21 protein-coding genes are annotated in these 25,341 nt (G+C 35.6%); 11 read left to right on the top strand and 10 right to left on the bottom strand.

The features are described 5' to 3' along the window. The first annotated feature begins 4 nt into the window (after window positions 1-4). Complete coding sequence (locus C1638_RS02025) at window positions 5-1,207, top strand: DUF4374 domain-containing protein (protein ID WP_109617734.1); 1,203 nt, start codon at window positions 5-7, stop codon at window positions 1,205-1,207. A gap of 304 nt (window positions 1,208-1,511) precedes the next feature. Here C1638_RS02025 and C1638_RS02020 read toward each other — a convergent pair whose 3' ends face one another. Further along, window positions 1,512-3,635 carry a TonB-dependent receptor domain-containing protein gene (locus C1638_RS02020; RefSeq protein WP_109617733.1) on the bottom strand — a complete coding sequence of 708 codons (2,124 nt, stop codon included), beginning with the start codon at window positions 3,633-3,635 and terminating at the stop codon, window positions 1,512-1,514. A gap of 10 nt (window positions 3,636-3,645) precedes the next feature. Then, a complete protein-coding gene (locus C1638_RS02015) occupies window positions 3,646-4,854 on the bottom strand; it encodes a PepSY-associated TM helix domain-containing protein (protein WP_109617731.1) in 1,209 nt (402 codons plus the stop codon). Window positions 4,855-5,309: 455 nt separating this feature from the next. On the opposite strand from C1638_RS02015, the gene C1638_RS02010 reads away from it, so the two are divergent. The 4 genes from C1638_RS02010 (at window position 5,310) to C1638_RS01995 (ending at window position 9,140) form a co-directional block, all read left to right on the top strand. After that, complete coding sequence (locus C1638_RS02010; protein WP_076351535.1) at window positions 5,310-5,675, top strand: BlaI/MecI/CopY family transcriptional regulator; 366 nt, start codon at window positions 5,310-5,312, stop codon at window positions 5,673-5,675. A 5-nt stretch (window positions 5,676-5,680) separates the two neighbouring features. Then, a complete protein-coding gene (locus C1638_RS02005; protein ID WP_109617729.1) occupies window positions 5,681-7,444 on the top strand; it encodes a M56 family metallopeptidase in 1,764 nt (587 codons plus the stop codon). 54 nt (window positions 7,445-7,498) lie between these two features. Further along, window positions 7,499-8,404, top strand: coding sequence for a GLPGLI family protein (locus C1638_RS02000; RefSeq protein WP_109617727.1), 906 nt, complete (start codon window positions 7,499-7,501; stop codon window positions 8,402-8,404). 160 nt (window positions 8,405-8,564) lie between these two features. After that, a complete protein-coding gene (locus C1638_RS01995; RefSeq protein ID WP_109617725.1) occupies window positions 8,565-9,140 on the top strand; it encodes a sugar O-acetyltransferase in 576 nt (191 codons plus the stop codon). Between the two features lie 75 nt (window positions 9,141-9,215). On the opposite strand, the gene fsa is transcribed toward C1638_RS01995, so the two are convergent. Beyond that, window positions 9,216-9,869 carry a fructose-6-phosphate aldolase gene (gene fsa / locus C1638_RS01990; protein WP_109617723.1) on the bottom strand — a complete coding sequence of 218 codons (654 nt, stop codon included), beginning with the start codon at window positions 9,867-9,869 and terminating at the stop codon, window positions 9,216-9,218. A 207-nt stretch (window positions 9,870-10,076) separates the two neighbouring features. Between fsa and C1638_RS01985 the strand changes: the two genes are divergently transcribed. Continuing rightward, window positions 10,077-10,565, top strand: coding sequence for a YdeI/OmpD-associated family protein (locus C1638_RS01985; RefSeq protein ID WP_109617721.1), 489 nt, complete (start codon window positions 10,077-10,079; stop codon window positions 10,563-10,565). A 53-nt stretch (window positions 10,566-10,618) separates the two neighbouring features. On the opposite strand, the gene C1638_RS01980 is transcribed toward C1638_RS01985, so the two are convergent. Beyond that, on the bottom strand, window positions 10,619-11,179 hold the full coding sequence (locus tag C1638_RS01980; protein WP_109617719.1) for a tetratricopeptide repeat protein: 561 nt from the start codon (window positions 11,177-11,179) through the stop codon (window positions 10,619-10,621). 189 nt (window positions 11,180-11,368) lie between these two features. Here C1638_RS01980 and pepE point away from each other — a divergent pair, with 189 nt between their 5' ends. The 4 genes from pepE (at window position 11,369) to C1638_RS01960 (ending at window position 15,577) form a co-directional block, all read left to right on the top strand. Continuing rightward, a complete protein-coding gene (gene pepE / locus C1638_RS01975; RefSeq protein ID WP_109619041.1) occupies window positions 11,369-12,061 on the top strand; it encodes a dipeptidase PepE in 693 nt (230 codons plus the stop codon). Next, a complete protein-coding gene (locus C1638_RS01970) occupies window positions 12,061-12,921 on the top strand; it encodes a hypothetical protein (RefSeq protein ID WP_109617718.1) in 861 nt (286 codons plus the stop codon). Before pepE ends, C1638_RS01970 begins: the two co-directional genes overlap by 1 nt. Before the next feature lie 109 nt (window positions 12,922-13,030). Then, window positions 13,031-14,404: a D-alanyl-D-alanine carboxypeptidase/D-alanyl-D-alanine endopeptidase gene (dacB, locus tag C1638_RS01965; protein ID WP_109617716.1), complete on the top strand. Its 1,374-nt coding sequence runs from the start codon at window positions 13,031-13,033 to the stop codon at window positions 14,402-14,404. Continuing rightward, the gene (locus C1638_RS01960) at window positions 14,405-15,577 is read left to right on the top strand and encodes a sensor histidine kinase (RefSeq protein WP_185140406.1); all 1,173 of its coding nucleotides are present in this window, start codon (window positions 14,405-14,407) and stop codon (window positions 15,575-15,577) included. It begins immediately after the preceding gene. A 45-nt stretch (window positions 15,578-15,622) separates the two neighbouring features. Here the strand turns inward: C1638_RS01960 and C1638_RS01955 are convergent, their stop codons facing one another. From C1638_RS01955 to C1638_RS01930, 6 genes are all read right to left on the bottom strand, one after another. Continuing rightward, the gene (locus C1638_RS01955) at window positions 15,623-17,479 is read right to left on the bottom strand and encodes a M61 family metallopeptidase (protein ID WP_109617714.1); all 1,857 of its coding nucleotides are present in this window, start codon (window positions 17,477-17,479) and stop codon (window positions 15,623-15,625) included. 189 nt (window positions 17,480-17,668) lie between these two features. After that, the gene (locus C1638_RS01950; RefSeq protein WP_109617713.1) at window positions 17,669-19,300 is read right to left on the bottom strand and encodes a M1 family metallopeptidase; all 1,632 of its coding nucleotides are present in this window, start codon (window positions 19,298-19,300) and stop codon (window positions 17,669-17,671) included. A gap of 277 nt (window positions 19,301-19,577) precedes the next feature. Beyond that, complete coding sequence (tatC, locus tag C1638_RS01945; protein WP_109617710.1) at window positions 19,578-20,405, bottom strand: twin-arginine translocase subunit TatC; 828 nt, start codon at window positions 20,403-20,405, stop codon at window positions 19,578-19,580. Window positions 20,406-20,626: 221 nt separating this feature from the next. After that, entirely contained in the window at window positions 20,627-21,313 is a 687-nt protein-coding gene (locus tag C1638_RS01940; protein ID WP_109617708.1) for a type 1 glutamine amidotransferase domain-containing protein, read from the bottom strand. A gap of 96 nt (window positions 21,314-21,409) precedes the next feature. Further along, the gene (locus C1638_RS01935) at window positions 21,410-21,973 is read right to left on the bottom strand and encodes a Crp/Fnr family transcriptional regulator (protein WP_109617706.1); all 564 of its coding nucleotides are present in this window, start codon (window positions 21,971-21,973) and stop codon (window positions 21,410-21,412) included. A 10-nt stretch (window positions 21,974-21,983) separates the two neighbouring features. After that, window positions 21,984-22,943: a KpsF/GutQ family sugar-phosphate isomerase gene (locus C1638_RS01930; protein WP_109617704.1), complete on the bottom strand. Its 960-nt coding sequence runs from the start codon at window positions 22,941-22,943 to the stop codon at window positions 21,984-21,986. 158 nt (window positions 22,944-23,101) lie between these two features. Between C1638_RS01930 and recQ the strand changes: the two genes are divergently transcribed. Continuing rightward, window positions 23,102-25,306, top strand: a complete 2,205-nt coding sequence (recQ, locus tag C1638_RS01925; RefSeq protein WP_109617702.1) for a DNA helicase RecQ — start codon at window positions 23,102-23,104, stop codon at window positions 25,304-25,306. The last annotated feature ends 35 nt before the right edge of the window (window positions 25,307-25,341 follow it).

The raw sequence follows: 25,341 nt of genomic DNA, 5'->3' as shown, positions 1-25,341 counted from the left end.
GATCATGACACAATACTTCAGAAACAGTATATTTTTAATACTTGCATGTTTAACCATTATTGGTTGTGAACGAGAACCAGACTCCGGAAGTTCCGAAAGCGGTGAAAAAGACTATAAATACTTTCTGCTTTCAGCCTTAGGAAGCTGGCCTAATACCGTACATTATATGACGGCTGCCAACGATCTTACAAAAGGAGAAATGGATATTACCAAAGAAGGAGACGAGATTAACTCCAAAGGAACCTACTCCTACATTGTAAAAAATGGTTTTATCTATAATTATAAAACCGATCAGGGTGTCTTTAAAAAGTTTAAATATACACAGGATAAGCTGACAACTGTAAAGGAAGTCCCATTTACCTATATCAGTGATATTTCCAGTTATGTATGGATAGATGATAATACTTTGGTTATTGTAGGCGAAACAGGTGATGGCCAGCATATACGCTATACTATTTTCAATACTTCAGACCTTAGTATTATCCGTCAGGGTGAGATTGAAGGATTCCAGCCTTTCCCAAATGCTTATAATTTCTATTCGCTGGGTGCTATGACCTATATGGATGGACAGATCTACTTGCAGTATAGTTTCCGCGACGGGAAATGGCTCACTCCGGAATATTACAATTTTGCTGTAATAGATTATAAAACTTTCAAAGTGAAAAATTCGATCACTGATACTCGAAGCTCGGGGGTTGCAAATGGTTCCCCTTATTTCAAAACTACCTTTACAAAAGATAAAGAAGCTTTTTATTATACCTGTTTCCCACGTGTAGGAGCGGGAACAAGTAGCATTTATCTTTTCAGAGCGCTTAAAGGAGCAACTTCACCAGATGCAGGATATCAGATCAATCTTACCGATCTTGTAGGAGGCAAATCTCTGGAAACAGTAATCGATTATATTGGTAACAATAAAATGGTGGTTCTATACCGCGATCCGGCACTAGGTAATACCTATAATGGTCGCTATGCGATTGTAGATATCGAAACCAAACAATTGGTTCGTGTATTGGACGAGCTACCGGGAGATGAACCCTATGAACAAGGAATATTTGTTAAGGATAAAAAGTTATACATTGCTATAAACACCAATAAAGGGGGAAATTATGTATGGATCTATGATCTGCAAACTGATAAAATAACTAAAGGAATGAAGCTTCCTGATAAGATTTCAGGCTTTGCCCGCTTTGATAAGTTATATGACTAATCATGGCTTATCCATATCGTAGAAATACGGAATATTTACCTGATTAAAAAAGCTGTTCTCAAAATTATTGAGAACAGCTTTTTGTTTCTGCTTAAACCGTGTATTTCAAATAGCTTAATAATGAAAAGTAAACCATTCGACTCTGTTCAAAGTGCAATATTGTATTATTTAAAGCCTTTTAAGGTTGGTATTTCATACCATACTCATCTTGATAAGTTAAGATTTTGATATACTAAAAATGGCCGGATATTTCTTCCGACCACTCTAAGCTATCTGATAGCTTTTATTTCTAGGATTTGGTATTCTAAAGCTTGTAATTGAATGACAATGTTACCACACGGCTGTCCAGATTGTATTTTTGTCGGATTGTAGAGCTGAAATTATCTCCCGTGACACGGTAATTATTTGTTTTTAATAAGTCCGTTACTGCTAGTTTTACTGTTGCTTTATCTTTCCATAATGTTTTAGAAACCCCTAATGTCAAATCAAAGTAAGCATCACGGATAAATAAGCCAATGTTTGATTTCGAGAAATACTGTGCATTAGCCTCAGCTTTCACCCCTTTTGCAATACTGAAACTGTTCTGTGCATTCAATGTAAATGCCAGCTGTGAACTGTTTATCGAGTAATTCTGGTAATTTCCCTTATACTCATTGTTGAATACATTAAGCATGGAGGTAAGTGACCAGAAATTGAAAAGCTTTGTAGTTGCCGTTATGTTGGCACCATATACATAAGACTTATTCAGGTTATCCTGAGTCTTTACCAGAATTCCTGTATCAGGCTGGTAGTTGTATACTTCTGTCATTACATCGTTTGTTACACTAAAGTAAGCCGAAGCTATAATGTATTTTCCCCATGTATAGCCTAATTCTGTTGCGTGAGTAAACTCAGGATTCAGATTCGGATTTCCTTGCCAATAGTTGAATGGATCATCATAAAAACGGAACGGATTCAGATCAAAATGGCTCGGTCTGTTGATCCTTTTACTGTACGAAGCATAGAATCCATGCTGATCGTTCGCCTGATATTTGATAGACGCACTAGGGAACAAGTTCGTGTAATCCCTTTTTCGCTGTTCTTGAGACGTTTTCTGATTAATGTCCGTGTGTGTCATTTCTGCTCTCAATCCCAGCTGGAATGTCCATTTCGTAAGATTCAGCTTATAATTGGTATATAATGCATGAATCTGCTCTTTGTACACATATTCATTACTTGCTTTATCATCATTTATCCAGTTCTCCCCTTGCTGTATAAAATACTCCGAAGGGTTGTTGTTAGACTTTATCGTAGATTTCAGACCTGTTTCTAAGCTATGCATTTCACTAAAAGGTAGGGTAAAGTCTACCTTAGCATTAAAGACTTTCAGGCGGGAAGCAATGCTGCCCCTTCTGTTGTTAAACTTCTCTGTTCCCTGATTCACCAATGCATTTGAAAGCTGATTCTGATGGGAATTAAAGCGTGAAGTTTCATATTCCAGATCCACATCTACCTTATAATCCTTATCATTGAAGATGTGTGTACCCTTTAGATTATAGGTGTAATCATACCAGTTTTCTTTGCTTTTGTTATCCGAAAGAACGTGAGCAAACAAATTATCTACAGGTTGAAATATTCTGTTTTCACCACTCGAAAAGTCTTCATATCGTCCTATTTTAGCATCGAATAAAGCGCCAATAGTCGTTTTGTCACTTAAAGCATAATCTGCTCCGAACTTAAAATTATTGGAAGTTAAAGGCTCATTGGTTATTGAATTCTGATCTGTTCTCCTCGTCATTTGTTGAGGCTGTTTTTCATCAAAAAAGATCTGACTAAAATTTCGTCTTTCTTCCTCACCACGGAAAGTATAGCTGTAATCTCCGTGCAAGGATAGTTTCTTATGAGTATAGTTCAGGCTTAGGCCGGTATTAATTCTGTTTTTACGACCTCTTCCGCCGTTCAGATAATAGTTCCCGCTAAATCCTTCTGAAGAGCTCTTTTTAAGTACGATATTAATGATACCTGCATTTCCTGCAGCATCGTATTTGGAAGATGGATTAGCAATAATCTCAATATTCTTTACCAGTGTAGAATTGGTAGAGCGCAATAGATTGGCCAGTTCTTTAGTAGAAAGGGAACTCAGCTTACCGTTAATCATTACACTTACTCCTTTTTTACCACGTAGGGATAGCTCGCCTTCCTGCGAAACCACTACACCCGGTGTTTTTCCTAATAATTCCAGTACCGTAGTACCATCGGATAATACACTATTTTCTACATTAAAAATCATTTTGTCGGCTTTCTGCTGAAAGACCGCTTTGCTACCTTTTACTACAATACCGCTAATCTCTGAGATTTTTTCTGTATGCAAAGAATCGGTCAGACTTTCCGTCTGTCCGTAAGCGTTCAGGCTTGCCATTAAAGGTAACCATATATAGTGTTTCTTCATGATAATAGATTTAGGTTGTTGTTTTCTTTTTATTTCTTCGGCCCCACCAGATCATAAATCCCGTTACTGGCAACGAGGCACAGAATAAACTCATTATAAATGCCAGTATTTTTCCGGGCATTCCGAAGAAAGCCCCCACGTGCAAATCATAGGTAGCATCTGTAGCTCTTTCAGCCATAAGTTTGTCTTTATGCGGACGGCTAAATAGAAGCTTCCCTGAATGTTCATCGAAAATCATCATGGAAGACTCAGCATAAGTGAATTCTTTTTCCTTGATCCAGATGCTTAAATTATCGTGTTGGTGATCTGCCTCGGCATGATCTTCCAGATCAATGCCAAAAGAATATGCTTTCGGGTAATGAGTTTTTACCTCTTCTATGATGCGGTCTATAGTTGTTGCAGTTTCAACAGATTCCGGTGCGGTTGTTTTATACTGACTGTAATCCGGAGTAGCTGAAGAAAAGCCATTGAGTAATACATATAGCCACATTTGCGTAATACGGAACGAATACATAATACCGGTAATAGCTACAATAATAGCAAGAAAGGAAACATAGAAGCCAAGGATGTTGTGTACATCGTAGTTTTTACGTCGCCAGCCTTTTACTTTCTCCCAACGAAACCATAGACGCTGTTTGCGCATCTTTTTATTCTTTGGCCACCAAAGGATAATGCCGGTAATCAGCATGATCACAAAGATAATAGTAGACACTCCCACAATAGTACCCCCTACTTTATTACTAAGCAGCAGTGAACGATGCAAAATCATACAGATAAAGAAAGGATTGTTTTTTACATCGTATATTGCGAGTACCTTTCCGGTATATTGGTTTACATAAACATTTTTATAGACAATAAATGTGTTGAAGTGATTCCAGCCGTCCCGGTTACTTTTGAGCAGTGAGAATTGGTAGGAACGGGTAGGGTCTATAGGAATCGTAACTTCCTCTGTTTTTACGATTTCATTTTTCAGTTGGGCATTCACCAGGTCTTTTAACTCACGTATAGGAATAGGCTTCTTATGCTGAATATCCTTTTCTCCATGAAAAGTGTGCTCCTTACGCAATGCTGCGGTAATGTCTTCATTGAAAACAAAAAAAGCGCCTGATAAAGAAACTATTAATACAATGATCCCAGAAAGCAGTCCGAGCCACAAGTGAGCTTTCAGAATATATTTTTTAAAGGTACCCTTGGACTTCTTTTGGCCAATTTTTTGCATTTTATTATTATTTAGTCTTATTAAAAATAAGTAAGTTGCAAATATAGTTTTATTTGTAATAATTCTAAACAGTGTGAGGGCTTTATTTTACCTGATAAACCTGATTTTTATTAGGATTTATAAGAGTTGATACTATATCAGAATAAAGAAGAAACTATTATAAAAAATTGCAGCTGTGTTTTTACAGGTAAGTGCCAGGTATAAATTTTATAATTTTTCAAAGTAAATAGTGCTTTTTCTTTTCATTAAACCAATGATAATTTTACTATTACTAATAAATGAATACATTTAAAGTGATTTTATTGCGTTGTTAATCAATTGATTATGTTTATTTATGTCTTATCACTAAAAAAATAGTTGTTTGATTCAATTTTATTTCTACATTTGTATAACTAATTTATTAGTGATATGAATTTCATGGATGATATATCACTATAATGATAAATGAATAAGATATGAAACATCAAACTTTAACAAAGGCAGAGGAACAGGTAATGCAGTATTTATGGAAATTGGAGAAAGGATTTCTTAAAGATGTTCTTGATCTTTTTCCGGAACCAAAACCGCATACAAATACCGTTTCTACCATTTTGAAAGTATTGAAAGACAAGGAGTTCGTAGACTATGACGTACATGGAAGACAGCATGAATATTTTCCACTGGTTACAAAAGAACAATACTCTGGAAAAACAATGAAAAGTCTTGTAAAAAACTATTTCAAAGGTTCTTATAAAAGTGCCGTTTCATTCCTGGTAGAAAAAAATGAAATGACAGTAGAGGATCTTGAAATGCTGTTAGACGAACTTAAAAAGAAAAACTAATAACCATGGAGGCAATACTTTTATACTTTGGAAAATTAATTTTATGCTCGGGTGTAATGTTTTTGTACTATCGGTTGTCTTTAAAAGACAAGACATTCCATCATTATAACAGATTTTATCTGCTGGCGGCAATTTTAATATCATTACTACTGCCCCTTATCAAAGTAGAAGATTTTACGATAGAAGTAAATAGTGACATGTATATGCTTCTTGATAAAATTCAGAATTTTAAAACAGAAAAAAAATTAGACAATGGTAACCTTTATTTTAGCATTATTTTTTCAGCTCTGGGACTGGTTTCTCTCTATCTTATAGGGAAGCTGCTCTATGGGATCTTTAAGATTCAGCAGTTTAAAGCACAGTTTCAGAAAGAAAGTTTTGACGGGATCAATTTTTACCGTACAAACCTCACCGAAGCTCCATTTTCTTACTTTAAAAACCTTTTCTGGAAGAATACCATCACACTGGATTCTGAAATAGGAGAGCAAATTTTAAAGCATGAAATGGTACATATTGAACAGAAGCATTCATTTGATAAGATTCTTATCGAAGTTACTACAGCTATTTTCTGGTTCAATCCGTTCTTTCATATCATTAAAAGAGAAATTAGTTTAATCCATGAATATCTGGCTGATAAAAAAGCCGTAAAGAATTCGGACACCAAAGCATTTGCGCAGATGCTTTTAGCAAGCCACTTTTCCGGAACACAGCTGGCTGTTGCAAGTCCGTTTCTAAGTTCAAACCTTAAAAAAAGACTTAAAATGTTACAAAAACCAAAAACCAAATTCGGGTATGCGCATAGAATCTTAGCGTTGCCAGTTTTATTTACAGTAGCTTTTGCTTATTTGGTAAATGCTAAAAACAGAGAAATTGAAGAAACAAACCTTTCTATTAAAAAAGCAGTTTCAGAGATTAAGATAGACACGGTAAAAGAAAAAACAGAACAAAAGGAGATTACGGAATCTAAACCAAAATCACCTGGTGACAATGAAAGGCTGGCTGAGCTTGAAAGAAAATTAAGTGAAAAGGAAAATGAACTGAATAATTTGAGCCCAGACAGCGAAGCATTTGACAAAAAAATTGATGAAATAAGTACCCTGGCATCAGAGATAGGAGGTATTGCAGCATCTATAGAAGTTGATGAATATTTCAACTCTGCTGAATGGAAAAATCAAATGAAAGAGCTTGAAAACCTGAACCCTCTTGATAAAAAGGAACTTCGTAAAATTAAAAGAGAAGCAGCGAAAGCAGGTAGAGAAGCCAGCAAAATTGGAATAGAAGCAGGAAGAATAGGCAGAGAAGCGGCTGAGCAGGCAAGAACTGAGGGAGAAAGAGCCAGAAAGGAAGGTGAACTTGCAAGAATAGCTGGTGAAGAAGCAAGAATAAATGGAGAAGCTGCAAGAAAAGCCGGAGAAGAAGCCCGAAAAATAGGAGCAAAGGCAAGAATTGAAGCTCAGAGAATAGCAGCTGAAGCTGTTGGCAGGGATTTTAAGGAAATTAATTTTACAAAAGCAGGTACTTCACCAAACGTGATGGTTTTGCAGGCAGATTTCATTAAAAAAGACGGAAATGGAAACATTGCCATGAATGGGATCAAGAAATATAATATGAACGGCTTTGATGAATCGAAGTTTTTCGTAGACGGAAGAATAGTTTCCAAAGAAGAGTTTCACTCTATAAAGCCTGAAAATATTGCAAGTATCAATGTCATTAAGGAAAATAAAATGAAAGGTACTGAGAGCGAAATAAGACTTCAGACAAAGAAATAAAGTTTCATCAAGCTTTGTCAATACCATTTGGCAAAGCTTTTTTTATTATTGATTATGAAAAGTAAAATTCTATTTTTGATGTTCCTGGGTGTATTGGCTAATGCACAAGTCAACAGGTTCTTTTATGAATACAAGTTTATTCCCGATTCTAATAATAAAGAAGAGGTGAAAAAGGAAATGATGCTGTTGGACATTGACAAAGACGGATCAAACTATTACAGCCATGATAAATTTGTTGCAGATTCTATAAGCAGGGCAGAACTTGAAAATCAACTGAAAGCAGGTGGTGGAAATATAAGCGTGAACAGGAGAGAAAAACCAGGTCAGGTTGCTTATAAAGTCACCAAGCAATATCCAGATTTTAAAACTTATCTTTTCAGAAGTATCTCCATGGATAAATACAAGATAAAGGAAGATAAAAAACCGGAATGGAAAATATTACCTGAAAAACAAAAAATAGGAGAATACAATGCCCAAAAAGCAATAACCACCCTAGGAGGAAGAGACTGGACGGCTTGGTTTACAACAGAGATTCCTTTTCAGGATGGGCCTTATATTTTTTATGGACTTCCTGGGCTAATTGTAAAGCTTGAAGATGCTACGGGATCTCATATTATGGTACTGGCAGGAAATAAGACGGTAAAAGCTCAAAGCTCAGAAAAGGAAATTCAGCTTCCTGAGAATGTGAAAGTGTTGGGATTGGGAGGAAAGGAAATAGAAGTGACAAAAGATCAGTTTAAAAAAGCATGGAAAGCCTATGTAAACGATCCTACAAAGAATATGAGAGAACTGATGATGAAAAGCGGAGGAGAAACAGGAACTAAGTTTGCCTTTAAAGTAAAAACGTCAGACGGAAAGGAAATTTCAGACCCAAGCCAGGTCTTCAGAGAAATGGAGAAAAGAACAAAAGAAGTTCTTCAAAAAGATAACAATCCGATAGAACCGGATCTTGTGAATTAAAATTATTTTATTTTCTACTTAAACAGGGTAACTTTAGAGGTGTCCTGTTTTTTTTGTTTCTAGATAAAAGATTTTGAATGAAAATATACATAAAAGCCTATCTTAATTATGACAAATATTTATATTTTTAAGCTGTTTTTAAATCTAGAATCTAATAGTTATGACAGAAAAAGAAAAATGTGCTGCAGGACTTTTATATAACGCCAATTATGATGAACAGCTGATTCAGGAGCGTATTGCGTGTAAAGATCTATGTCTGGAGTATAACGGATTGAAAAATTCTGATACCGAAAGTAGAAATACTCTGATTAAAAAGATTCTTGGCAGTACAAAGGAAAACCTATGTATAGAACCGTCTTTCTGGTGTGATTACGGATATAATATTGAGGTGGGAGAGAACTTTTATGCCAATCATAATCTCGTTATTCTAGATTGTGCTCCTGTAAAATTCGGAGATAATGTTTTTATTGGTCCCAATTGTAGTTTTTATACAGCGGGACATCCTCTTGATGCAAAACAGAGAAATGAAGGTCTGGAATATGCACATCCCATTACAGTGGGAGATAACGTATGGTTAGGAGGAAATGTAGTCATTTTACCAGGAGTTTCCATTGGGAATAATACCGTGATAGGTGCGGGAAGTGTTGTTACTAAAAATATTCCGGAGAATGTAGTGGCAGTAGGCAACCCATGTAGAGTTGTTAAAAATATTGCCGAGGAAAATACAGATTCTTAAATCAATATTATGAACTATAAATAAAATCCCGAAACAAAGTTCCGGGATTTTTTATATCTGAAAAGACTTTAAGTCTTATGCTAATTTCTGAGAATCTGCAATAAACTGAGCCAGTCCGCTATCCGTTAATGGATGCTTCAATAAGCTCAAGATTGGAGGCAGTGGAGATGTAATTACATCAGCTCCAATTTTAGCACAGTCGATGATGTGCATAGAGTGACGGATAGAAGCAGCAAGAATTTCAGTTTCAAACATATAGTTATCGAAAATTAATCTGATCTCCTGAATAAGGTTTAATCCGTCAGTAGAAATATCATCTAATCTTCCTAGGAATGGAGAAACATAAGTTGCTCCTGCTTTAGCTGCCAAAAGAGCCTGTCCTGAAGAAAAAATTAGAGTACAGTTAGTTCTGATTCCTTTATCAGAAAAATATTTTAAAGCCTTGATACCGTCTTTAATCATTGGGATTTTTACAACGATATTTGGGTGGATTGCAGCCAATTCGTCTCCTTCCTTGATCATTTCTTCATACGTTGTAGAAAGTACTTCAGCAGAAATATCTCCATCTACAAGCTCGCAGATCGCCTTATAATGGTTTTTGATTGCTTCAGTTCCCTGAATACCTTCCTTAGCCATTAATGAAGGGTTGGTCGTTACACCATCTAAGATTCCAAGATCTTTCGCTTCCTTGATTTGCTCTAAATTAGCTGTGTCAATAAAAAATTTCATTTTGTTAAATAGATTTATTGATGCAAAGATAGGTGATTTAATTGAGTTCTTACATATGAATTTTGTGGGTAAAAGGTTAAGTTTTGAGTATAAAAATGTTTTAGAATGAGAAAGTCTAATCGTTAATATTACCTATCTGATCGCTACTATAGCATCTAACTACTTTTTAGATTGTACACTTTATAAAATCATTTAAATTTGTTACTCATGAAAAGCAACAGTTTTACAGCTCCCTTAGAAATTATTGGGATCAATCCCTTTGTTTTTATTCCTGAAGAAGTTCTGGAAAGAATTTTTGAAGACTCAGGACGAAATAAAAGCCCGATTCCGGTAAAAGGGACCATAAATGGAAAGGAATTTAAGCAAAACCTAATGAAATATTTAGGAGAATGGAGACTGTATATTAATTTTACAATGCTGAAGAATTCACCCAAGAGAATTGGAGAAACCATTGAAGTAGCTTTAGAATATGATGATTCTGACAGGAGTATTCCTATTCACCCTCAATTGGAACAGGCAATAAAAAGTAGTGATCTGGCGACTTCTAATTTTGAAAAACTCATTCCATCAAGACGCCATGAGCTAATTCGGTATATCAACAATCTGAAAACAGAGGCCAGCGTTCAACGGAATATTGAGAAGATCATTCGGCATCTGCATGGTGAAACAGACTTTTTTGGAAAGAATATTGAATAAAACAATTCGCTTCAAACCATAAAAAAATCCGGAAATTTTTCCGGATTTTATATTTATGAATTTAATGCTTTACTAAGTTTTACAGCATCCTGATTGGTTGGATCATATTGTATAGACTTAGCAATATGTTCTTTTGCTTTACTAGGATCTGTTTGTTGTTCTGCGAAAGCAATATAGAAATAGGCATAAGCCAGATTTTTCTTATTTTGCTCCACTTCCTCAGGCTTTACAGTGGCAATATACTTTTCATAAGCAATTTTTGCATTGGCATCATCTTTAGCAGATTGATACGCATAAGCCTGGCTGTAATATGATGGTGACCAATCCGGTAGTAAAGCCGATATTTTTTTCCATGTTTCTACTGCATTGGTCCAGTCTGAAGCATCTTGATAGGCTGCTGCCAGTTTTGCCAATGATTCTGTATCCTTTGGATTAGCCTCAATTTGTTTTTTAAGACCATCAATAGTAGGATTACCTGTTTGAGTGGTTGCAGCTGCATTAGCTGTAGCGTTGGCACTGTCTGTTTGGGTAGTTTGTGCATTTACAAAAGTTGCACTTCCTACAAGTATTAAACCTAAAAATAGATTTTTAATATTTACTCTCGTCATTTTCATAATCTAATATTTTAAAATTCTAAATTCTAAAATTCAATAATAATTCCACAAAATCTAAATTTTTAGAAGCTTTAGGGTTTTTTAGAAAATATTAACGAATAAAATGTTTTTTTTAGTTTAATTTTTGATTCGTTGATGTTTGCTATCTTTGTTGTTCAACATTATTTCTATAATCAATATAACCCTTATATGAATATCATATTAGCTTCAACCTCCACACTTTTTGGTGGAGAATACTTAGAATACTTAAGAGAAGAACTTATTACATTATATACCGGAATTGACGAAATTGTCTTTATCCCTTTTGCAAGACCAGGAGGTATTTCTCATGATGACTACACTGCAAAGGCACGTTCTTTCTTTGAATCCATCAATATTAAAGTAAAAGGACTTCATGAATTTGAAGATAAAGCAGAAGCCATACATCAGGCAAAAGGTTATTTTACCGGAGGAGGAAATACTTTTTTATTGGTTAAAACCTTACACGAAGAAAGCTTAATGTCTGTTCTAAAAGAAAATGTCAGCAACGGAAAAGCATATCTTGGATGCAGTGCAGGAAGTAATATCGGAGGGCAAAACATGAAAACAACGAATGATATGCCGATTGTTTATCCGCCAAGCTTTGACTGCATGGGATTGGTTCCTTTCAACCTCAATCCACATTATCTTGATCCCAATCCGGATTTGAAACATAACGGAGAAACAAGGGAAACCCGTATCATGGAATTTCTTACTCAGAATCATATCAAGGTTGTAGGGCTTAGAGAAGGGAACTGGATTCGAAGAGCTGGAGATACCATTACTGTTGAAGGTAGTGAACTGACTAGAATTTTTGAAAAGAACAAGGAACCTTATGAATTAGAGGCCGGAAGCTCATTGTAATGAGACAGGAAGAGATAGACCACTTTATAGAGCGTAATCTGAAGAATTTTTCTGTCAATAGTACCGGATGGAGGAATATGATCAGACACATGTTGTTTGAATTTGCCATTGGAGGCTGGAATATTGAAAATGATGTTTTCGGAAAAGAAAAATTCGGAGAACTGTGTTGCAATATTTATTCTGAGCATGAAGAACTCAATATAACGCTTAAAAATATTATCGACAAATACTCGACATTATCTACAAAAACCTGTGAGATCTGTGGAAGCGAGGGTAAAATGAGAACAATAGATTCCTGGCAAACCACTTTATGCCTAAGTCATTTTCTGGAACAGCAATCTGTGATTGAAATTGACGAAGATCTTAATGTCAAATCAAAAGGTAAAAAGATATTGAACCTTAAAGACGTTACGAGCGTGGAGATTGAATATGATCTCCAAGGTATATGGTTTACAGGGCCTGAATTGGATCAAGAAGAGCAGGTTTATTTTTCCTGGCAGCAACCCAATTATTATTTGCTTTTAAAGACTATTCCTTCACATCTGTTTGCTGAAGAGATACAATACGATGTCTCTGAATTGTTTAATAACCTGCAGGATTGTGAAATATGTGGCTATAAAGCAATTCATCAGAGAGAATGTCTGCGTTGTCATCATGAGCCCTGGAATGATTCTGCATCTTCTATTGAAGATTATGGAGAAAAATCAGGCTATATCAAAGATTGTCAGATAGAGCTTTTTATAGATGAAGATGATTATGAAAAATACTTCAAGTATGACCGTTCATTTGAGAAAGTTCCTGATCATCAGATTCTTTTCAGTCACAACGATCTCAGTGAATATGAAAAGCTTTTATTTTAACTATATTTGATTAGAATTTAAATAAAATAAAAAAGCTCCGGGCACAGCATTTATAAATGCTGTAAAGGCTTGGAGGCATTAGTAAAGTTTACAACCAAACTACAATGTAATGAAAAAAACACTTGCAGTTCTTACCCTTTCTGTACAGATTTTTTCGGCTCAAAATATAGCCCAGAAATTAGATAAGGTAACCAAGGATCTTATGGATTCTTCGGGAACGGTTTCCTCTAGTTTATCGTTTTATGTATCAGATGAAAACGGGAATTTTATATACGAATATCAAGGAAATAAAGGACTTTCAACAGCTTCTACCCAGAAAATCTTTACAGCAGGCGCTGCATTGGAAACATTAGGGAAGAACTACACCTATACCACAACGTCAAGCTATTCCGGAAATATCTCCGGAGGTATTTTGAACGGGAATCTTTTTATCAGCTCCAATGGTGATCCTACGCTGGGAAGCTGGAGATATGATGCCTACAAACCTGAAAATTTCAAAAAGAAACTAATTGAGGCTGTTAAAAACTCAGGAATTACAAAAATATCAGGTGACCTGATTATTGATGATTCTTACTTTGATCATCAGACAATTCCCGGTGGATGGCCTTGGGATGACCTTGGAAATTACTATGGAGCAGGGGTTTGGGGAATCAACTGGAGAGAAAATCAATTTGATATCAATATTAACGGATCAGATTTTAAAAGCTTTTCCTATCCATTGGAAGGAGTGAAATGGCTCAATGATTTAAAGGCTGGTGGTAGTTCCGATCAAAGCCTCATCTTTACAGCACCTCATTCCAATGTTGCTTTAATCAACGGAATGCTTCCGGGCGGAAAAACAGTAACGGTTTCCGGATCTACACCCAATCCTCCTTTACAACTGGCTTCAGAGGTAAAGCTATGGTTAAAAGAATCAGGAATAGAACTTTCAGGAAAGGCAGTGACGAATTCACAGCTTGAAATAGAGGGAAAACAAGCCCTGGAAGCTCCCAAAACTAATGTTATTTTGACGTACCAATCTCCAACCCTCGATAAAATTGTTTACTGGTTTTTGAGAAAAAGCGTTAATCTTTACGGAGAAACCATCATTAAAACGCTGGGAAAAGAGAAAAAAGGAAATCCAAGTTTCAAAAGCGGAGTAGCCTATCTGAAAGAATTCTGGAAATCAAAAGGAATCAATTCAAATATGATCAATTTTGCCGATGGAAGTGGGCTTTCTCCCCAGAATTATGTTGCTGCCAAAGCGGAAGTTCAGGCTCTTTTATATGCTAAGAAACAATCGTGGTTTGAATCCTATTATGATGGATTTCCAGTTCAGGATAATGGGATGAAAATGAAAAGCGGAACGATGAGAGACACTAAATCTTTTGCAGGCTATCATACTGCCAAAGATGGAAAAAAATATGTATTTTCAATTATTATCAACAATTATCAGGGAAGTGGAAGTGCAGAGCTGCAGAAAATTCTTAATGTTTTAAAATAAATGGCCTTGAGGAAATCTATACTAGCCAGAATGAACAACTGGATTATTTTTGTTGTGATGACTACTTTGGTGATTGCCATTGTAGTGGCTTCTACATCGCTTATTAATTTTCTTAGGAAAGAGGAGATCAAAAGGATCAGTCTTCTTTCTAAGGCGATAAGAATCCAACAGGAGGTAAAGACTCCGGATACTGATGTTCTTGACCTTCTTCCCGAAATCCTGAATATTAATAATACTATTCCCTTCATTGTAACGGACAAATACAAAAAACCTATTCTCGATCTGGGATATTACAGAAACATTCCGGAAAGCACCATCAAGAACCCTGAACAACTGCATGATTTGATGGAAAGTATGGAGAAAAACTATGCTCCGATTGAAATCAAGGTTCCGGATGGGAACAATCAGTTTGTGTATTATGATAACTCACGCCTGCTGAATAATCTACGCTATTCACCTTATATTTTAGGATTATTTATTCTGTTGTATTTTGGATTCACTTTCTGGTTTTTCAGAACGATCAAAAAAACAGATGAAGGATATCTTTGGGCGGGTTTGGCCAAGGAAACTGCCCATCAAATAGGAACTCCCTTGTCCTCAATGATTGGCTGGATGGAGATTATGAAGCTGGATACTCCGGATTCTGAAGGAGTTCATGAAATTGAGAAAGATATTGAAAGGCTAAGAACCATCTCCGAACGTTTTTCAAAGATAGGATCGATTCCGGAATTGAATGACATGAATTTTAATGAAACTATTCAGGAAAATTATGACTATTTAAAGACCAGAATTTCCAGAAAAGTCAATTTTACCCTCCATCTTCCTACCTACAAAGTTTTGGTTCCTCACAATAAAATTCTGATGAGCTGGGTGATTGAAAACCTTGTGAAAAATGCGGTGGATGCGATGAAAGGTGAGGGTTCCATTACCATGTCAGTTTTTGAGAGAAATAAAAATATTCTGATCGAAGTAAAGGACAACGGAAGTGGTATGACAAAGCAGCAAGCGAGAAATGCTTTTAAACCGGGATATTCTACTAAGAAAAGAGGTTGGGGATTAGGCTTATCATTAGCCCGAAGAGTTATTCATGAATATCATAACGGAGATATTAAGATTTCCCAGACAGAAGTAGGAAAGGGAACTACCTTTAGAATAACGATTAGAAAAGCGTAAATTTAAGCATAATAAAAGCGGGGATGTTTTCCCCGCTTTTTGTTTTTATTTTTTACCAGTCAGCCACTGACTTTGTAATTTCAGTTCTGCCGGAGTAGCATTGGCTTTAAACCCAAGCGCCTCCATAGACATCTTATCTAAAATAGCCTTTCCTTTAAGGTCCATTTTTTCTTTCTTACCTCCATTATCTCTCAAAATGGTTACCGTAACATTCTGACCTTCCTTAATGGTTTTGGTGTAACCAATAAAGTCCTGAATTTTTTGAATATCTATTGTTTTCCCATCCAAAGCAAGGATCTGATCTGTAATTTTAAATCCTATGCTTTTAGCGAAAGGTGACAGAGCAGAATTCTCATCAAAGGCAAGAGCTTTGGTTTTATCATCATAACCTGTTTGATTTGGATCTCTGATAAACCAGAAAATAGGAGGTGTTTCCTGCTTATGTACCTCTACACCTACCGAGCTTAAGTATTCGGCATAAGGTGTTGGCTGGCTTCCTGCAATATATTTATTATAAAAATCCTTTACCTGTGGATATCCGGTTACGGTTACCAGTTCATCAATCAGTTTATCATCCTTGAACGGCTTATTTTCACCGAATCTTTGAGATAATTTTCTGATCATATCACGATAGCCCATTTCTCCATTAGATAATTTTCTCAGTTCAATATCCAGGCACATGGCAAGCAATGCTCCTTTCTCATATACATTTCTATACTGATCCTTATAAGCATCCTGCAATACATTTTTGCTCATTACCGTAAATGGCATCGTATCATCGTAATTCTTAGAGTTGGCAATTTTTTCTCCAATTCTTTTAAGAAACTCGTCCTTGGTAATTAAACCTTCCTGAATCTGAAATAAATTAGCAAAATATTCCGTTCCACCTTCGTACATCCATAAATGCTGAGACATTTTAGGATCTGCATAATCGAAGTAATGAATCTCCTCAGAATGCGTCTTTAAAGGATTAACAGTATGGAAGAATTCGTGAGAAACGACATCAGTGATTGTTTGGTCAATAGCATCTTTAGGCATCATTTCAGGAAGAACTACACTAGTAGATTCATGATGCTCTAAAGCTCCGAAACCTTTAATTTTTGGTCCGTCACCCCCGGAAAGATACAACATGATTGCATACTTTTTATTGGTATTCATATCCCCAAGAAACTTCTTTTGGGCAACAACCATTTTTTCAAGATTAGCCTTGAAATCTGCTGCCTTATATTTTCCTGTTGGCGAATAAACTCCCAATACAAGCTCCATTCCGCCTGCATTAAAAGTGATGAAATCCGGTTTGGTATACATCAGCGGAGAATCCGTTACTTTGGCGTAATTGGCCAGCGTATAAGTATCTGTAGAGTCAGACTTATCCTGATCTACCAAAGCTGTTGTTCCATAGAAGTCAGTGGGTTTCTGTATGATCAATTGGTAAGGTACATCCTGCATATTATCAATATACCCAACGAAACCATGGGTGTTTACCATATAGATTTTCCCCTGTTCAATATCAGTTCCTGAAGGAGAAAATACGGCTTTATGCTTTGAAGTGTCCATTTCTTCATCAAAACTGTCATTCACAAGATAAGAAATCTTAGTCAGGTTCTGAGCATTTTTCAATGAATAGGTATTGTCATTTACCTTTGTATAAGTAAGTTCTTTGCCTTTGTTATCATAAAACTTGATTCCCTCTACAAATCTTCCATAATCATCTACAGAATAAGTACCCGGAACTGTTTTAGGAAAATGAAACTTAACATCCCCGGATTTCATTTTCGGAAATTCCATGGTAACGGCTACTTTATCATCTTTTACATTAACAAGGTCAATAGTGGTTTTTATTGATTGTGCATTGGCTAAAAAAGCGGCAAAAAGGCCTAAGCTAAGTGCTGTTTTTCTCATTAGGTTTAAATTTTATAGTTAAATAGTTGCTTTTTTCTGCAATTTGTTACGAAGTGGAGTATTAAACTTTTCTTAAAATTTCATAGGATAAAAAGTAAAACTGTAAAAAGAGTTAATGAATAGAAAATATATAATTAAAAAGGGCAAAATCAGCAGTGTTATTTTGCGATTTTGCCCTTTGTGTTTTATTTATTGAATACTCTTATAATTAATATAATAATTCTTACTCAATTCAACCGGAGTGCTTTTCTTAAGCTTTACGGTTTGCCATTCCTCAGTAGGGTTTATGGTTTGATCTCCATTGATGATGATAGGAAGTTTAAGATTCTTTACCACATCTGTATATCTGAATTTAAAAGAATCTCCATTTTGAGAATACTCAAGGGTAGGAATCTTTATGGTTCTTAAATACTGGTTGAAGACACTTGAAAAATCAATTCCTGATTTGGATGAAATATAATCCTCAACTTGCTTCGTAGTAACCGTCTGATGATAGAAGTCTTTACTCAATCCTCTTAAGATCTGTCTGAATTTTTCATCATTATTAATGACCTGTCTAATGGTATGAAGCATGTAGGCTCCTTTAGGGTACATATCACCGCTGCCTTCATTTCTAACACCGTATTGCCCAATGATAGGGGCATCATTCTGAATCTTGTTTCTAAGGCCTACCATGTAGATATCAGCAGACTTCTTATCAAGGTAGTTTTCTGTAAAAAGAACCTCAGAATACATTGTAAAACTCTCATGGATCCACATATCTGCCTGATCTTTGGCCGTGATATTATTGGCAAACCATTCATGGCCGCTTTCATGAATAATGATGTAATCCCACTTTAACCCGACTCCGGTTCCGGAAAGGTCTTTTCCGCGGTATCCATTTTGGTAATCATTCCCATAAGCAACGTTACTCTGGTGTTCCATCCCTAAATAAGGGGAATCTACCAATTTATAGGAATCCTCATAAAAAGGGTAGGGCCCAAACCAATGTTCAAATGCAGAAAGCATCGGTTTTACCTGTTGGAACTGTTTCTTTGCTTTTTCCAGGTTATAATCAAGAACCCAATAATCCAAATCCAGTTTTCCTTTTTCTCCATCAAAGGTATCCTTAAAGTTTACGTATTTACCAATATTAGGAATGATAGAGTAATCATTGATAGGATTTTTCACTTCCCATGTATAAGTAGTCTTGCTGCCGTTGGTCTTTTTATCGATCAGTCTTCCGTTTCCAACTCCTACAAGGTCATTTGGTGTAATAATTTTCATAATGATGCCATTATCCGGTTCATCACTCCATATATCTTTGGTTGGTAACCAAATAGAAGAGCCAATTCCCTGAACAGCGGGACTCATCCAAGGATTTCCATTTTGATCCTTAGTAAAAACCCATCCTCCGTCCCAAGGGGCATTTTTAGCAATTAATGGATTTCCGGAGTAGGTAACATCGATGGTGTATTTCTCTCCTTTTTTAAATTTTTTATTGGTGGTAATAAAAATAAAGTCTCCGTCCTGCTTATAGCTGGCGATTGGGAAATTCCCGGTAACTTTATCTGCTTTCATAGGTTGTTGAAGATCAATCTGAAAAACAGGGTTGGTGACGTTCTTTATAATCTCAAAGCTTATCTTATTAGTTCCCCTAACACTTTTTTGTTCAAAGTCAGGTTCTACGGAAAAATCATATTTCTTGACATCCCAAAAATCTCTGAATGAAGTATTAGAACCCTTTAACGTATCCTGTTTTGTATAAACTTTACCCTTTTCAAAGAACTGTCCAAAGGCAATTCCGGAAACAAATAAAAGGGTGTATGACAGCTTTTTCATATAAAATTAAATTAATAATCTTTTCAAAAGTATAAAATTAAATTAACAGCTAAATAAAGATAGGGTGAAAATACTGAGTAATTTATTTACAAGACGTCTGCGAGGGTTTATTTTAATTTTAAAGTTCCTTAGTGTATAATTTTTTAAAGATAGAATCTTTGCATCTTAAAGAAAATATAGAAATAAAACCCCTGTGTCTTTTGACAGTTTTATAAAATTCAAAAAGCCCGACTATTGCCGGGCTTTTGATATAGATGATAAAATCTTTATTTCTTAATTACTTCTGTACAGCAGGAAGATTTCCATTGCTCTTTTGTAACTTTTTATAAGTAACGGTACACATCATGATACTAAACTCATATAAAATAAGTAATGGGAATGCAGCCATCAACATACTCAAAACGTCTGCAGGAGTAATGATTGCAGCCACTACCATGATCAATACAATAGCATGACGACGGTAAGTCTTCATAAATGTTGGAGTCAAAATTCCAATAGTGGTAAGGAAATAGATCAAAATAGGGAAAAGAAAGATGACCCCCATTCCTAATACAACCTGCAAAAACAACGTGGTATAATCACTCAGATCATAAAGCGGAACAATAATATCTGAAATCTTAAAAATCACTCCAAAATTGACTGCAAAAGGCAGGATTAAAAAGTAACCACATAGAACTCCTGTCATGAAAAGCATCCATACTGCATTAATAATATAAATGGAATTTTTTCTTTCTCTTGGGTGCAAAGCCGGACCAATGAAACGCCATAATTCCCATACAATATAAGGAAACGCAGCTACTAGTCCACCAAAAATGGAAACAGACATCATTACATTAAACTGCTGATACAGTCTTTGTACACGTACAGGAAAGTCCTTTGGAAGGTGAATACTGTCTTCTCCTAAGATCATTCTTGAAAAATGATTAACAACTTTGAATGTAGGAAAATCATTTCTGGTAGGCCCGAAAAAAACGTGGTCCATAATCCAATTGATATTGAAACCAACCGCAAAGGCTGCAATGATGATAGCAATGATTGAACGGACCAAATGTCCTCTTAATTCTCCAATGTGCCCAAGAAAGGACATGTCTTTTTTATTGTCCATATAGTAGAATCTTTCAAAATACTAACCCTGTGAGGCAAGCAGTTTAAGTCTGCGAAATTATGAAATAATAATCAGTATTTAGAATTTATTATCAATGATTTTGTTCAAGTTTATGTTACAGACAGTTGACGTATTCTTAAAGATACTTTTGGATACAACAGCTTGCAGCCCAAAATGATTATTTTAGACTGCAAGCTGTTTTTTATTTCTAGTTTTGGTATTTATTTTTCCAAAATTTCCAACACTTTATCTGCTACGGCACCTCCGGATTGAGGGTTTTGCCCTGTAACAAGTCTTCCATCAGAAACAGCAAAAGGAATAAAATCCTGATCCGCTTTTACATAATGGGCTCCTTTACTTTTCAGTACATCTTCTGTCAGGTAAGGCATGTGATCGGCCAATTCTGCAGCAATTTCCTCTGAGTTTGAAAACCCGGTAACTGTTTTTCCATTAATCAGATGTTCTCCATTGGAAAGCTTTATATTAAAAAGTCCTACAGCTCCGTGGCATACTGACGATACAATTCCCCCATCTTCATAAATACTGCGGGCAATTTCCTGTAATTCATTATTGTCAGGAAAATCCCATACAACACCATGACCTCCTGCATAATAAATAACATTATAATCTTTAGGGTTAACTTCATCCGGTTTTAAAGTATTTGCCATTTTTTCTCTGAAAGTTGTATCGGCATAATATTTCCAGTCTACAGGTTGTACAAACATTTGTAAGGAAATAGGATCTAGTGGAGTATAGCCTCCTTTTGGACTTACAAAATCAATCTCATAGCCTTTCTCATCTAACTTTTCATAAAAATGAACCGCTTCACCCAGCCAAAGGCCTGTTGCTCTTTCCATATTAGGATATTTCTCCACACTTGTTACTACAATTAATGCTTTCTTTTTCATTGGTATTTATATTAAAATTATAATACAAAGATTGGACTTTTAAACTTATCATGATAAGGATATACCTCAAAAAAAAGATGTGACCTAGGTCACATCTTAAGAATATAGTCGGCTTAATGTCTCTCTGGAAACTCCCAGATAGCTTGCTATAAGCTGTTTGGGGATATGATCTATAAAACCGGGATATTGTTGTATAAAATCTTCATAACGTTCTTTGGCAGACTTACTCATTAATGAAAGGATTCTCTGCTGTAGGGCTACATACCCAAAATTGGACTTTATTCTGAAAAAGCGTTCCATGGTTGGTACTTTTGAACAAAGAATATTCAAATCTTCATAAGATACTGCATACACTTCAGAATCTTCAATGCATTCCACGGCCAGTGATGAAGTTTCCTGCTTAAAAAATCCGGCAAAATCTGAAATCCACCAGTTGGGTGCCGCGAACTGAAGAATATGCTCTTTTCCTGTGTTATCTATAATACTACTTTTAAGAATACCTTTCTCTATCAGAAAAATTTCATGTACAGGTTGATGTTCCTGTATCAGAAATTGTCTTTTTCGGAATCTCTTTTTTGTGAAAAAGCCTTGTAGAATCTCAAGCTCATCATCTGTAAGGTCAATGATTTCCCGGATATGTGCGTGTAGAAAATGGCTCATATCATCAGCATTAATTTATTCCTTCATCCAATAACTTATGCAGATCAATGATCCCGAAATACTTTCCGTTTTCAGTAACTACAAGCTGGCCAATATTATTTTCTTTCAAAGTTTTCATGGCTTCTTTAGCTCTGGCATCCTTTTCAATGGTTCTTGGATGAGCAGACATGATGTCCTTAGCAAAGACTTTACTGATATCTTCTCCTTTCATTAACATTCTTCTCAGATCACCATCTGTAATAACTCCTACAATCTGATCTCCATTGGTAACCACAGTAATTCCGTGGCTTGAAGCACTGATGGAAATGATAACATCTCTTATGGTAGCATCTTCAGAAACCTGAGGCTTTTGTGAAGACAGGAACTGTTCAACTTTAGAAGTCAGGTTTTTTCCTAAACTTCCTCCGGGATGAAACTTAGCAAAATCATTCGCTTTGAATTCATTAAGCTCCATTAAAGCTACCGCAAGGGCATCACCTAATGCCATTTGAATAGTTGTAGAGCTTGTAGGTGCCAGTTTATTAGGACAAGCTTCAACATCAACGTGGGTATCAAGGATAATTTCAGAGAATTCTGCCAATTTACTTTTTTTATTACCGGTCATTCCTATCAATGCAGAAGAATAATCTTTCAGATAAGGAACAAGATTCGCAATTTCAGGAGAATTTCCGGAATTGGAGATGCATAGCACTACATCTTGCTTTTGAATTACTCCAAGATCACCATGAATAGCCTCCGAAGCATGCAGAAATTGTGATGGAGTTCCTGTAGAGTTCAGTGTAGCAACAATTTTATTGCCTACATGAGCAGATTTTCCAATACCTACTACAATCAATTTCCCTTTTGCAGAATGAATAATTTCTACTGCCTGGGCAAATTGGTCGTCAATTCTGTTTTTTAATTTTTCAAGTTCTGAAATTTCTATTTCTAAAGTACTTTTAGCTATTGATATTATGTTGGTTCTATCCATTTTATGACAATAAGGTATACAAAAAAGTTTTTAAAAAATGTTATATTTTAAAAACAAAATTTAATATAAATTTTATTTTTTATAAATTCGTTCGCTTTTATTTTAAGCAGAATTTTTATAACTTTGGGTTAGATGCAAATTTAGCAATAGAAAATTAGATGAGCGCAAAAAAAGCCAATTTATCGGGCGAATTGAAAAAGTATTTTGGGTTTTCTACATTTAAGGGACAACAAGAACAAATCATAGAAAACCTATTGAATGGGAAGGATATATTTGTTTTGATGCCTACAGGTGGTGGTAAATCATTATGTTATCAGCTTCCGGCACTTATTTCGGAAGGTACGGCAATAGTTGTTTCACCTTTAATAGCGTTAATGAAAAATCAGGTAGATGCCGTAAACGGGCTTTCATCTGAGAATGGGGTAGCGCATGTATTAAATTCATCATTAAACAAGACACAGACAAAACAAGTTTTTGACGACATAAAAAGCGGAAAAACCAAACTTTTGTATGTTGCTCCTGAATCATTGATTAAAGATGATTATCTGGACTTTTTGAAAGAAGTTAAGATTTCTTTCTTTGCTATTGATGAGGCACACTGTATTTCAGAGTGGGGACATGATTTTAGACCTGAATACAGGAACTTGAAACAAATTATTGATAAGATTGCCGATGTACCGGTGATCGCCTTAACGGCAACAGCAACACCAAAGGTTCAGGATGATATCCAAAAGACATTGGGGATGACGAATGCTTTGGTCTTTAAGGAAAGTTTTAACCGTCCTAATCTATATTATGAGGTATGTCCCAAAATAAATATAGATAGGGAGATTGTTAAATTTATCAATCAGCATAAAGGAAAATCAGGAATCGTATATTGCCTGAGCAGAAGAAAAGTGGAAGAATTTGCCCAACTTCTGCAGGTAAACGGAATCAATGCACTTCCTTACCATGCTGGTCTTGACCAAAAAGTGAGGGTTGCCAATCAGGATAAATTCCTGATGGAGGAAGTAGATGTTATTGTTGCAACCATTGCATTTGGAATGGGAATTGACAAGCCGGATGTTCGTTTCGTGATTCACTATGACTTCCCGAAATCTCTGGAAAGTTATTATCAGGAAACCGGAAGAGCAGGAAGAGATGGTGGCGAAGGCCATTGTCTGGCATTCTACGATCCTAAGGATATTGAAAAACTTGAGAAATTCCTGGCACAAAAACCTGTTTCTGAAAGAGAAATCGGATTGCAGCTTTTGAATGAAGTGGTAGGTTATGCCGAAACTTCAATGAGCAGAAGACAATATATTCTATATTATTTTGGAGAAATCTTTGATCCTGTGAATGGAGACGGAGCGAAGATGTGTGATAACTCATTCAATCCTCCAAAATTAAAAGATGCTACTACAGATTTAAAAAAGGTCCTTGAACTGATTAGCGATACTGGAGAAAAATTCAAATCAAAAGATTTAATCTCTGTTATCGTTGGAAAAGAAACAGCTGTTACAAAATCCTATAAACTGGAGCAGAATCCTCATTTTAGCTTCGGAAAAGATGAAAAGGATAACTATTGGAAAACAATCCTGAGACAGGCTACTGTTCAGAATTACCTGCAAAAAGATATTGAAACCTATGGTGTTCTAAAGATTTCTGAAAAGGGACGAGAAGCTTTAAGTGGTAAATCCAAGGATATCTTTTTAATTACAGAAGATAGAGAGTTTGATCTTACACAAGCTAAGGCAGACAGTGATCAGGTACAGCAGCAGGCTGCCGGAGGCTTAGATCAGGATCTGTTCAACCTCCTAAAAGAATTAAGGAAAAAAGTAGCTAAAAAGTATAGTATTCCACCATATACGGTGTTTATGGACCCGAGTTTGGAAGATATGACTGTTCAATATCCTATTACTGTAGATGAGATTGCTAAGATTTATGGTGTAGGAGAAGGAAAAGCTAAAAAATATGGTAAGGAATTCGCAGACTATATCAAAACCTATGTTGAGGATAACAATATAGAGCGTACACAGGATATGGTTTTGAAGCAGGTTGCCAATAAATCCAGCCATAAGGTTTTCATTATTCAGAGTACCGATAAGAAAATTGACCTTGAAGATATAGCAAGAGCCAAGAATCTTTCTATGGACGAATTATTGAAAGAAATGGAACGAATTGTCTACCAGGGAACAAAACTGAATATCGATTATTATATCGAAGATAATTTTGATGAAGATATTGTTGACGGCTTTATGGAATTCATGAACGAATCAGAAAGTGATAGTATGAAAGTGCTGCTTGATGAATTTGGAGATGAATTGTCTGATGAGGAAGTAAGAATGCTGAGAATCAAATTTATCAGTGACGTTGCAAATTAAATATTTCAACATAATTAAAAGAAATAAATTAAGCT

Origin of the sequence: Chryseobacterium oncorhynchi (assembly GCF_002899895.1) — a bacterium.
In the GTDB taxonomy this organism is placed as follows: Bacteria; Bacteroidota; Bacteroidia; order Flavobacteriales; family Weeksellaceae; genus Chryseobacterium; species Chryseobacterium oncorhynchi.
The sequence above is the reverse complement of the archived record's forward strand: the minus strand, read 5'-3'. Positions and strand labels throughout refer to the sequence as shown.